Annotated in this window: 13 protein-coding genes; 12 read left to right on the top strand and 1 reads right to left on the bottom strand. The window is 61.0% G+C overall.

The genetic code is table 11. From position 1 onward, the window contains the following. Window positions 1-6 precede the first annotated feature (6 nt). The 10 genes from flgG (at window position 7) to ACZ1GU_RS02240 (ending at window position 8,298) form a co-directional block, all read left to right on the top strand. Window positions 7-795, top strand: a complete 789-nt coding sequence (gene flgG, locus ACZ1GU_RS02195; RefSeq protein ID WP_472646495.1) for a flagellar basal-body rod protein FlgG — start codon at window positions 7-9, stop codon at window positions 793-795. 5 nt (window positions 796-800) lie between these two features. Beyond that, window positions 801-1,475, top strand: a complete 675-nt coding sequence (locus ACZ1GU_RS02200; protein WP_472646496.1) for a flagellar basal body L-ring protein FlgH — start codon at window positions 801-803, stop codon at window positions 1,473-1,475. 14 nt (window positions 1,476-1,489) lie between these two features. Further along, window positions 1,490-2,599, top strand: a complete 1,110-nt coding sequence (locus ACZ1GU_RS02205; protein ID WP_472646497.1) for a flagellar basal body P-ring protein FlgI — start codon at window positions 1,490-1,492, stop codon at window positions 2,597-2,599. After that, window positions 2,599-2,925, top strand: a complete 327-nt coding sequence (locus ACZ1GU_RS02210) for a rod-binding protein (RefSeq protein ID WP_472646498.1) — start codon at window positions 2,599-2,601, stop codon at window positions 2,923-2,925. The genes ACZ1GU_RS02205 and ACZ1GU_RS02210 overlap by 1 nt, the downstream gene beginning before the upstream one ends. A gap of 18 nt (window positions 2,926-2,943) precedes the next feature. Continuing rightward, the gene (gene flgK / locus ACZ1GU_RS02215) at window positions 2,944-4,263 is read left to right on the top strand and encodes a flagellar hook-associated protein FlgK (RefSeq protein WP_472648683.1); all 1,320 of its coding nucleotides are present in this window, start codon (window positions 2,944-2,946) and stop codon (window positions 4,261-4,263) included. Continuing rightward, window positions 4,263-5,180, top strand: coding sequence for a flagellin N-terminal helical domain-containing protein (locus ACZ1GU_RS02220; RefSeq protein WP_472646499.1), 918 nt, complete (start codon window positions 4,263-4,265; stop codon window positions 5,178-5,180). Before flgK ends, ACZ1GU_RS02220 begins: the two co-directional genes overlap by 1 nt. 38 nt (window positions 5,181-5,218) lie before the next feature. Then, window positions 5,219-6,082: a flagellar motor stator protein MotA gene (motA, locus tag ACZ1GU_RS02225; protein ID WP_472646500.1), complete on the top strand. Its 864-nt coding sequence runs from the start codon at window positions 5,219-5,221 to the stop codon at window positions 6,080-6,082. A gap of 1 nt (window position 6,083) precedes the next feature. Next, the gene (locus tag ACZ1GU_RS02230; RefSeq protein WP_472646501.1) at window positions 6,084-7,013 is read left to right on the top strand and encodes a flagellar motor protein MotB; all 930 of its coding nucleotides are present in this window, start codon (window positions 6,084-6,086) and stop codon (window positions 7,011-7,013) included. A gap of 99 nt (window positions 7,014-7,112) precedes the next feature. After that, window positions 7,113-7,664 carry a P-loop nucleotide/nucleoside kinase family protein gene (locus tag ACZ1GU_RS02235; RefSeq protein WP_472648684.1) on the top strand — a complete coding sequence of 184 codons (552 nt, stop codon included), beginning with the start codon at window positions 7,113-7,115 and terminating at the stop codon, window positions 7,662-7,664. Window positions 7,665-7,740: 76 nt separating this feature from the next. Continuing rightward, window positions 7,741-8,298 (top strand): nucleotidyltransferase family protein, encoded by a 558-nt coding sequence (locus ACZ1GU_RS02240; RefSeq protein WP_472646502.1) that lies wholly within the window; start codon window positions 7,741-7,743, stop codon window positions 8,296-8,298. A 193-nt stretch (window positions 8,299-8,491) separates the two neighbouring features. Here ACZ1GU_RS02240 and ACZ1GU_RS02245 read toward each other — a convergent pair whose 3' ends face one another. Beyond that, a complete protein-coding gene (locus ACZ1GU_RS02245; RefSeq protein WP_472646503.1) occupies window positions 8,492-9,310 on the bottom strand; it encodes a flagellin N-terminal helical domain-containing protein in 819 nt (272 codons plus the stop codon). A gap of 327 nt (window positions 9,311-9,637) precedes the next feature. Here ACZ1GU_RS02245 and ACZ1GU_RS02250 point away from each other — a divergent pair, with 327 nt between their 5' ends. Beyond that, window positions 9,638-10,963, top strand: a complete 1,326-nt coding sequence (locus ACZ1GU_RS02250; RefSeq protein ID WP_472646504.1) for a sigma-54 interaction domain-containing protein — start codon at window positions 9,638-9,640, stop codon at window positions 10,961-10,963. Then, window positions 10,960-11,331, top strand: a complete 372-nt coding sequence (fliE, locus tag ACZ1GU_RS02255) for a flagellar hook-basal body complex protein FliE (RefSeq protein WP_472646505.1) — start codon at window positions 10,960-10,962, stop codon at window positions 11,329-11,331. Before ACZ1GU_RS02250 ends, fliE begins: the two co-directional genes overlap by 4 nt. Window positions 11,332-11,376 lie beyond the last annotated feature (45 nt).

An 11,376-nucleotide genomic window follows, 5' to 3' on the forward strand; every position in this document is an offset into this window, starting at 1 on the left:
TAAATTATGCCCAGTTCCGCCCTTCACGTCGCCCGCACCGGGCTCGAAGCGCAAGATGCGCGGATGCGCGTGATCGCCAACAACCTCGCCAATGTCGGCACTACCGGGTTCAAGCGCGACCGCGCCGATTTCGCGACGCTCGCCTACCAGCAACAGCGGGTCGCAGGCCAGAACTCCAATGGCGATACGCAATACGCGATCGGCCTCAACCTCGGCACAGGGGTGCAGGTGGCCGGGACCAGCCGGATCGAGACGCAGGGCACGCTCAACACCACCGGCAACAGCCTCGATGTGGCGCTTGACGGGCCGGGCTTTTTCGAAGTGCAATTGCCCGGCGGGCAGCTCGGCTACACCCGCGCGGGATCCTTTTCGCTGACGGCTGATGGAGAGATCGTCACTGCGCAAGGATACACCGTGCAGCCGGGGCTGAGCGTGCCGCAAGGCGTCACCTCGATCAGCATAGCGCCTGATGGCACAGTCAGCGCCAGCACCGCCGATGGTGCCGCGCCGGCCGCTATCGGCCAGCTCAATATCGCAAGCTTCGTCAATCCCGCCGGGCTTGCCCCGCGCGGCGACAATTTCCTGACCGAGACCGCCGCGAGCGGCGCGGCTGAAATCGGTCCCGGCGGCGAAGAGGGCCGCGGGCAGGTGCGCCAGGGCATGCTCGAAGCCTCGAACGTCAATGTCGTTGAGGAGCTGGTCGAGATGATCGAGGCGCAGCGCGCCTATGAGATCAATTCCAAGATGGTGAGCGCGGTCGACGAGATGCTGCGCAACGCCAACCAAACGCTGTGATGATTATGCCTCGCCGCGCCCTCACCGCCAGCCTCGCGCTTGCGCTCTCCGCCTGTATGGGAGGAGGAGAACGTGCGCCCGGCTTCATCGCTCCGCCACCGCCTCCGGTCGCGCAGCCAATCTCCGGCAGCGATGCCGCGTCCAGCAGCGGCGCGATCTTCAACGCTGCGCAAGGCTATGCCGGGCTGCATGTCGGCACGCGCGCGCGCAGTCTTGGCGACATGGTCACCATCGTGCTGACCGAGAACACCCGCACATCGAAGAGCAGCAGCTCGGCAACCGATCGCGATGGCAGCTTCTCGCTCACCCCGCCCACTGCAGGGCCGCTCAGCCTTTTAAATCCGAACGCCCTTAATGCTGGCGGGCAGGGGTCGTTCTCAGGTTCGGGCAACGCTGCCCAGCAAAGCCAGCTCACCGGGGCCATCGCGGTCACAATTGCCGCGATCTACCCCAATGGAACCGCCGAAGTCGTCGGAGAGAAACAGATGTCGCTTAGTCAGGGGGAAGAGTGGATCCAGTTTGCTGGTCGTATCCGCCTGATCGATATTGACGCGCAAAACCGCTTGGCATCTTCGCAGGTCGCCAATGCCCGGATCATCTATTCGGGCAAAGGCTCGGTCCAGCGGGCGAGCAGGCCGGGCTGGCTGTCGCGCTTCTTCAGCATGATAACGCCGTTTTGAGGAGGATGGGTCTGATGCATATCTCCCCACCGAAATGGTTCGCGCTCATCCTCGCGCTATTCGCCGCGCTGCTGCCAGCGCACGCTTCGGCTGAGCGCATTCGCGATCTTGGCCAGTTTGACGGCCTGCGCGCCAACCAGATCACCGGATACGGAATTGTCGTCGGCCTGCCCGGTACGGGCGATGGCAATCTCGAATATCTGACTGAAGCAATGCGCGGCGTCTCGGGCCGCTTGGGCCTGCAATTGCCGCCTGGTGTGAACCCCACGCTCGACAATGCCGCTGCGGTTATCGTGACGGCAGAGCTGCCTGTGTTTGCCAAGCCGGGTCAGCGCATCGACATTACCGTTTCCACCATTGGCCGGGCGGAGAGCCTGCGCGGCGGCGCGCTGATCATGACGCCGCTCTATGGCGCGGACGGCCAGATTTACGCCATGGCGCAGGGCAATGTCGCGGTTGGTGGTCTCGGCGTCTCTGGCGCAGACGGATCGCAATTGCTGGTCAATGTGCCGACCGTGGGCCGGATCGCCGATGGAGCCACCGTCGAACGCGCGGTTGCCACCGGCTTCGAACGCGAAGACACCTTGCGGTTCAATCTGCATCAGGCCGATTTCCTCACCGCCGCCCGCGTGCGCGATGCAATCAACATGTATTATCCCGGTATTGCGCGGATTGCCGACGGAGTTAGCATCGAGCTGACCCTGCCATTCGGCAATGATGCGCGCGCCGCGATGCTCGCAAATATCGAAATGCTCGATGTGGAACCGGCGGAAACGCCTGCGCGCGTGATCGTCAACAGCCGCACCGGCACGGTCGTCATCAATCAGGCCGTGCGGCTCGCCCCGGCAGCGATCAGCCACGGAAAGCTGGTCATCCGGATTGATGAGAACCCGCAGATTGTCCAGCCGGAGCCGTTCGCGGGTGGCGAAACTGCATTGGAGCAGGCGACGGATATTTCGGTTGAGGAGCAGTCCTCGACCATCGCGACGGTCCCGCAGACCGCGACGCTGAATGAATTGGTCGATGCGCTCAACCTTTTGGGTGTGGGCGCAGCTGACCTTGTCGTGATCCTTGAGAGCCTCAAACAAGCGGGCGCTCTCAAGGCGGAAATGGTGGTGCTGTGATGGAGATGTTTCCTCTGCCGGTTTCCACGCAGCACCCCATTTCTGCAAAACCATCCGCCGCTGGCGAGCATGTCGATCCGGAGCGCGCGGCCCTGCGCGAAGCGGCGCAGGGGTTCGAGGCGATCATGGTGCGGCGCATGCTCGAAAGCGCGCGCGCCAGCAGCTTTGTCGAAGAAACGCCGCTGACCGGCGGCGGCCTCAATGAATTCCAGGCGATGCGCGACGAGCAGCTTGCCGAGATAACATCGCAAACCGGAACCTTAGGGTTAGCCCGTAGTATCGAAGCGCAGCTTTCTCAGCACCTGCCCGGTAAGGCGGACGGGTAATGTCCAGCGTTCTCATCAATATCGTACCGCAGCGGGGCGGCAGCTTCGCGCACCGCGCTGGAGCTGACGGCGCAGAACATCGCCAACGCCAATAACCCCGATTATGCCCGGCGCACTTTGGGTCAGACCGAGGTGGTGAGTACCGCGACCGTCGGCCTGTTTACCAGCACCGCGCTGAGCGGCGTGCGGCTCGATGGAGTGCGCCGTTCGGATAACCTCCTGTTGCAAACGCAGGCGCGCAATGCGGCGAGCGATCTGGCCCGCGCTGATGCCGAGATTTCCGGGCTTCGTTCAGCGGAAACGGCGGTCGAACAGGCGAGCATTTTTAGCAATATCGTCGAATTTGAAGCGAGCCTTGCGCGGCTGCAAAACGATCCAACCGATCCATCCTTGCGGGCGGTTGCGCTGGAAAGCGCGCGGGCGGTGGCGGGCAGCCTAAATCTGGCTGACACGGCGCTGGGTCAGGCGCGCGGCACTGTGCAGGTCGAAGCCAGCACCGGTGTCGATGTAATCAACGAACAGGCAGGCCTGCTAGCCAAGATTAACGCCGAAATCATCCGCGCGTTGCCGGGGACGGCAGGGCAAGCCGCCTTGTTCGACCAGCGCGACGCGGCGCTGGCTGACATTACCGAGCGCTTCGGAGCCTCGGTTGTTATCGAGCCGAACGGCGTCGCCAATGTGCGGCTGGGCGATGCCTCCGGGCCTGACCTGGTCGATGGCACAATTGCGCAATCGCTTGATCTGACATTTGCCGCCGATGGAACAGTGTCTTTTGCGGTGACCGGAACGGCAGTGTCCCCATCCAGCGGATCGCTGGCGGGCAATGCTGCGGCGCTCGAGGCGAAGCGCGACCTGCAAATCGAGCTTGATGATCTTGCCGCACTTACGATCACCATCGTCAATGATGCGCAAGCGAATGGCACGGCGCCCGACGGGACAGCGGGACAACCTTTGTTCTCCGGCACCAGTGCGGGCGATATCGGCATTGCGCTGGCGAGCGGCGCGGGGATTGCGACCGCGCCCGCTGGGTCTCCGCCGCAAAGCCGCGATATTGGCAACCTTACCGCCTTGCGCGATGCGTTGGCGAATAATGGCCCGGCGGCGCAAACCGATGCGTTACTGCTGGGTCTGTCGAGCCGCATTTCAGGGGAGGAAATCACCCGTACGGCGCTGTCGACCATCGCTGAAAGCGCGCAGACTTCGCTCGCAGCGGAAACGGGCGTTGATCTTGATGCAGAGGCGACCAATCTGATCCGATACCAGCAGGCATTTCAGGCCTCGGGCCGGATCATCCAAGTCGCCAACGATATCTTCAATTCGATTCTGGCGATCCGATAATGCCGACGCCAATCAACACCCAAAGCAGCTTTTACAACCGCTCGCTCGCGCAATTTGATGGCTTGCGAAGCCAGTTGAACACGCTGCAATCGCAGATCGCGACCGGCGTTAAATTTGAACGCTCGTCAGACGATCCGGCGGCAGCATCACGGCTGCGCATCCTGTCGCGCGAAGGGCGGCTGGAAGAGGTGTTCCGCGAAAATGCCGATCTGTTGGAGCTGGATCTGAGCTCTGCATCCGACGAACTCACCGGCATCAACAATCTGCTGATCCGGGCGCGCGAGCTGGCGCTGGCGGCGGGCAATGAAACGCTCGATGACACCGCGCGCGGAGCGATTGCGACCGAACTTGCCGAGCTGCGCGAAGAATTGTTCAACCGTGCCAATGCAACCGGTCTGGATGGCGAAGCGCTGTTTTCAGGCGAAGCCGGTGGGCCGGCGTATGTCCGCGATGCGGCTGGCAACATCAATTATGTCGGCAGCGCCCAGAGCGGATCGCTGATCGTCGGTGCGGGCGCAGAGATCGAGCGCGGGATCACCGGACCTGAATTCCTCCAGTTCGATACCGGCGCAGGGCCAACCGATGCCTTTGCCTTGATCGGCGGTCTGGTCACAGCACTGCAAGGCGGCTCGGCCGATCCGAGCGCCGCTGCGCGCGATGCTCTCGCCGGATTTGACGCTGCGCTTGATAGCGGCACGCGCGGGCAGACCATCCTTGGCGCTCGTCTCGCCTGGATTGACGGGCTGCAGCAATCGCAGCTCGAACGCTCGCTCAATCGCGCCGAGCAACAGGCCGGTGTTGGCGGGGTCGAGCTGACCGATGCGATCACGCAATTGCAACAGACATTGACCGTTCTCGAAGCCAGTCAGGCGAGCTTTGCCCGGCTTAGCTCACTGACCCTGTTCGACGCGATTTAACCCTCGCTTAAAGCACGCGATTAGAAGGATCAAAGACCATGTTTGCCGCCATCGGTATCGTCGTGCTGATCATCATGGTGTTTGGCGGCTATACGCTGGCAGGCGGCTCTATGGGGCCGATCCTCGCTGCGCTTCCGCTTGAAATGATGATGATCGGCGGGGCGGCCATCGGCGCGGTCCTGATCGGCAACACCATGCACGAGATCAAGCTGCTTGGCGGCGGCATCGGCAAGGTCTTCAAAGGACCGAAATACTCCGATCAGGATCATATTGACGCGATCGCGCTCAGCAGCAAGCTGATGAAATTGCTGCGCGCAGAAGGTGCAGTCGCGCTTGAAAGCCATGTGACCGAGCCGGAAAACTCACCGATCTTCGCCGAATACCCCAACCTTCTCAAAGACGATGCGGTGCGCAATATGATCTGCGATCCGCTCACCCTGATGGTCGTTTCCAGCGGCACGCTCGATACCCATGCGGTCGAGGATGTAATCGACAGCGCGATCAAGACCCAGCTGCACGAGCTTGAAGAGCCGCAGCACGCGATCCAGTCGCTCGCCGATGCCTTCCCCGCGCTCGGGATCGTCGCCGCCGTGCTTGGCGTGATCAAGACGATGGCCTCGATCGACCAGCCGCCCGAAATCCTCGGCAAGATGATCGGCGGCGCGCTGGTCGGAACGTTCCTCGGCGTGCTGCTCGCCTATGGTTTTGCCGGCCCGATGGCGACCCGGTTGAAGCAGGTCAACACGCACGACCAGACGATATTCTACTCGATCAAGCAGGTCATCATCGCCTCTCTGCATGGCTATCCGCAGCCCATGGTGCTTGAGGCTGCGCGCGCCGGCCTGCCGCCTGCCCACCGCCCGAAGCTCACCGATCTGCTCGACATGATGCGGGGCAGCTAAAATGGCGGAGGGTGACAGCAGCGCCGAACCTCTCGCGCCGATCATCGTCAAGAAGATCACGATTGAGGAAGGGGGGCACCACGGCGGCGCGTGGAAGGTCGCCTATGCCGATTTCGTCACCGCGATGATGGCGTTCTTCCTGCTGCTGTGGCTGCTCGGTGCAACGACCGAAGACCAACGCAAAGGCCTCGCCGATTACTTCACCCCGACGCTGGTCAAAATGAAGCAGGAAAGCGCCGGGGCTGACGGTTTGCTGGGCGGAAGCTCGCTGACCGATGTCGACAATTACCCGCACGCAATGGGGCAGACCGGCACGCAGGCAATCACCATTCCGCGCGATGCCGCTGGCGGCCCCATGGAGGCCTCCGGCTCGGAAAAGGCCGATGGTGACCGGATGCGTGCATTGCGCGAGGAGATCGAGCGGCGGCTTCAGGCCAAACGCAAGATCCGCCATCTGGCCAAGCAGGTGCGTGTCATGCGCTCGCCCGAAGGCATACGCATCGACCTGGTTGATGATGCCGATTTTTCGATGTTCGCGCTTGGCACAACTGTTTTGACCAATGACGCGCGCGAGCTGCTGGAGATCATCGCAGGGGCGCTGTCAGGCTATGACACGCTGCTGATCGTGCGCGGCCACACCGATGCGCTGCCCTGGCGCGCCGGGATCACCGCGAACAATTGGTCGCTGTCGACGGGACGGGCGGAGGCGACGCGGCAGGCCTTGATGCAAAAGGGTCTTGCCGAGAACAGCTTCGCCCGGATCGAGGGTGTTGCTGACCGCGAGCCTTTGATCGCGGACAATCCCGCCGATCCGCGCAATCGCCGGATTTCGGTGCTGCTGCTGGATGACAGAGCCGCGCCGCCTGTGCCACAGAGGTTTGCGAGTGCACCGGAAGCGTTGAGCTCTGAGGCAGAGGGTGAAGCGCCATAGGCACGAATCTTGCCGAGCAACGCCTACACGAAGCCGACATTCTGCAATCGACCCAATTGCGGCCTTCGCAAATGGACCTGCGTCGTCCATATCTATTCAATGAAGCCGAAAGGATTTGCGCTGGTCTCGGGCTTACCTGCATCAGGTAAGACAGCAATTGGTCGGAGGCTAGCCGAAGCACTCAGCTGGCCATTCCTAGACAAAGACGACTTTCTTGAAGCAGAGTTTCAGAAGTTTGACGAAATTGATATGGCTCGCAGGCAACATTTAAGCCGAAAGAGTGACCTAGAATTCGAACGGCACGCAAAAGCCCAATCATGCGGTGTGCTTGTCTCATTTTGGCGACCAACGGACCAGCAAGTCTCGTACGGGACTGCGACCAACTGGATTACCGAGTTGCAAGCCCCCGTCGTCGAGCTTCATTGCCGATGCGATCCTAAGGTGGCTCAAGAGAGGTTTTTGAGACGGAGACGGCATCCGGGCCACAACGATGCTTCAAGATTTGACAATCTGACGCAGCAGTTCAACGAGCTTACTTTTTTGGGACCACTTGGGACTTTGCCTTGTATCACTATAGAGACAAGCGACCTTACTGACATTGACGTTTTAGTCGAGCGAGCGGAAGAAGCAGTTCGACGGCTTTTCATTTAATGCGTGACTAGGGGGAGATCATCTTTCTCTCGACGCACTATGTATCAACACCGCACAATTCCAAGAGGCTCGTCTTATGGACCACGCCGATCAAGTTGCAACAATCCTTCGCGACGATGCACTTCGTTGGCGTTTGCTGGGAGTAGTTGCGGAGCTAGAGCTTCCTGACTGTTGGATTGCTGCTGGGTTTATCAGGAATGCAGTCTGGGATTCACTTCACGATCGCTCTGAAAGTCCACTGCGGGGCGATGTGGACGTGATCTGGTTCGATCGCAATTGTTCCGACTCTACTCTTGATCGAGCCATCGAACAAAGGCTCCGCATTACCGAACCGTCGATTGATTGGTCGGTGAAAAACCAGGCTAGAATGCACGTCCGCAACGGTGACGCACGCTACAAGTCTGCAACTGATGCAATGCGCCACTGGCCAGAGACGGCGACAGCAGTTGCGGCGAGACGCATCCTCCCAGACAAATGTGACATTGCTTCCCCACTGGGCCTAGACGACTTGCTCGGCTTAGTTCTTCGTCCAACCACAAAGTTCGCCATTCAAAAGCGATCCATATTTGAAGAAAGGATTAGCAACAAAGCATGGCTTCGGAATTGGCCGGAGCTGAGATGCTTAGCGTCGTAGGTCCGCTTTCACCCCCAATCTTGGTCATGAATCTAAGTGTCCTGCTGTCCCGAAACCGGACTGCCGAGCCAGTTTTTGTGGTAGCTTTGTGTCTATCACCCCAACCACACACCCCACAAAAATGCCCGAGGTCTTTCGACCCCGGGCTTTAGGTGCCGGGCCTCGATGAAAAGCCCGGAACTGCTGCGCTCTCTTATCGGAGCAGCGACAGAACGTTCTGCTGCGACTGGTTCGCCTGAGCCAGCATCGCGGTCGATGCCTGGCTGAGGATCTGTGCCTTCGCCAGCGCGGTCGATTCCGCTGCAAAATCTGTATCCATGATCCGCGAACGCGCATCGGTCAGGTTGGTGGCGTTGGTGGTCAGGTTGGCGATCGTCGATTCCAGACGGTTCTGACCTGCACCTAACGAGGCCCGCGTGCCGTTCACGTCGTTCAATGCGTTATCGACGTTGGTGATTGTGGTCGCGGCGAGCGCATCGGTGCTGACATCAAGTGCAGCGGCAGCGATATTGGTGCCGTCGATGGCCGAGCTTGTCAGCGTGACTGTTTGTGTCGCGTCAACCGCGATATCGACGGTCACGTCTGTGCCAGCCGTGGTCGAGAACAGGGTGACACCGTTAAAGTCTGTGTTGGTCAGGATGTCGTCGATCTGTTCTTGCAGCTCGGTTACCTCGGCGTCCATGAAGCCGCGGCTGTCCGCATCATAAGTGCCGCTGCGCGACTGTACGGCGAGTTCACGGACACGCTGGAGCATGTTAGACACTTCATCGAGCGCGCCTTCCGCAGTCTGAGCCAGCGCAATACCGTCATTGGCGTTACGAATACCCTGGTTGATACCGCGAATTTCAGCGGTGAAATTGGTCGAAATCGCGAGGCCTGCCGCATCGTCTTTCGCGCCATTTACGCGCTGACCGGTCGAAAGGCGCTCAAGCGACGTGTTGAGCATCTTATTGGCTTCCATGCTCGAATTCTGAGCCCGCAGAGCACCGATATTTGTATTGATTACAGACATTTATAAAACTCCTGGTTGTGCAGTTGAGGGCGAGAGTGTTCGCCGCTGCTGAGACTAAGAGCGGTCATGTCGTTTGGGGTTTAAGGGTGGGCTGCCAGATAATGATCGAGAGCCCGAAAGACCGAAGCGCTCGCTCGCTTGGCGAATAGCACCACTATTCTGCGGCGCTCGCTGTGCGTCCCGAACAATTCTGACCCAAGCCGTGCCTATCGCTTCAATGAGTTCGGGGCCTGCACTCTAGGTAGGAATACGAGGGCTTAAATTCGTTCTATGTTGGACGTCTGCGCGCCATTTGTCTGCCAACGAACAGGGGCAGGTATTTAACAAATGCGTTCAGTCAGCGATAATTTCAGCGTTTCGGAACAGAATACTGCAAGCGGGAATGGCAGCGACCCGGCGGTGCTGCGGCTGCATGCGGCATTGCTCGACCAGAGTTTGCCGTTGCTTGCGAAGAACTGGCAACAGGAACGCTTGCGGATAAGCGACGGGTGCTCATCGGATGGCCGCTTGGCGCAGCCGCGCGGGCGCAAGGCTGGCATGCTCGATCTGGTGCTGCGGCACAGCGAAGATGTGAGCGTGCGGCGGCTGGGCGAGACACGCTTTGCGCTTTCCTACAATGGCCGGGCTTTGGCGGGCGCGCGGGCGGCGGTGCTGGCGATTGCGGCCTATGGCGGTTTTCCGATTGCGGGCGATGAGCAGAGCCTTGCGCTGCTGACTTTGGCGGAGCGCGTGGCGCAGAGCGACATTCCCGTGCTGCTCGAAGGTCCGACCGGAACCGGCAAGGAAGTGCTGGCGCGGTTCGTCCATTCCTCTTCGGCGCGGCGCGATGGGCCGTTTGTGGCGGTGAATTGCGCGGCGATGCCCGAGTCGATGCTCGAAGGTCTGCTGTTCGGTCACCGCAAGGGCGCTTTTACCGGCGCTGGCGAAGCGCGCGAGGGGCTGTTCGCAGCCGCCGATGGCGGGACCTTGCTGCTAGACGAGATTGGCGAGCTGCCGCTGGCGCTTCAGGCGAAACTGCTGCGTGCGCTTCAGGAAGGCGAGGTATTGCCGCTTGGCGCGACGACCCCGCGCAAGGTCGATATTCGCGTGGTGGCTTGCACCAATCGGACTCTGGCTGCCGAGGTGGAGGCCGGGCGTTTCCGCGAGGACCTGCTTTACCGGCTTAATGTGTTTCCCTTGGCGCTGTCTGCTCTGCGCGAGCGGCGCGGCGATATAGCCCCGCTCGCCTTTGGCATGTTGCTGCGCCATGCGGGCGGCGAAGGCGAGGCGCGCTGGCTCACGGGTCAGGCGTTGGCGCTGCTCGAAGGGCATAGCTGGCCGGGCAATGTCCGCGAACTGGAAAATGTGATCCGCCGTGCGCTGCTGCTCGCTGGCGATGCTGCGCAGATCGGTTCTGAGCATATTGTGTTTGACCAGCCGGTGCGCTCTGTCGTGGATGCGCCCGCGCCGATAGCGCCGATACCGCAAAGCGACGGATCGCTGTCCGACATTGCTTTTGCCTCCGAAGCGCAGGCGATACTCGATGCGCTCGACCGCTGCGATGGCCACCGCGCCCGCACCGCGCGCAGCCTCGGCATATCGGAGCGCACCTTGCGTTACCGCCTCGCCTCGATGCGCGAATCCGGCCTTCTCGCTGCGGGAGCTGAAGCATGAACCCGATCCGCCCCGCCGCTGGCATTCAGGATATCATGGCGCTGCGTCAGGAAGTGCTCGCGCGCAGCCAGGCGCTCAAGGAAGTGCGCACCGCCTCGACCACGCCTAGCACCGCGCCGAGCCCGCCAGACACGACTAAACTGCCCGCGGGCGACTTTGCCGACACGCTCTCCGAAGCGCTGCAAAATGTCAGCGCCACCCAGCGCAGATCGAGCGATATGCAGGCCGCTTATGAGCGCGGCGAAATCACCGATATCGCGCAAGTCATGCTCGCGCGGCAGGAGGCGGGCGTTGCCTTCGAAGCCACTTTGCAGACCCGCAACCGGCTGATGACTGCCTATCAAGAAATCATGCGAATGGGGAATTGATAGGTGGCCGAAGCTACTCTCCCCCTGGCGCCTGAAGTGGCGCCC

The organism is Erythrobacter sp. HA7-11 (genome assembly GCF_055693605.1).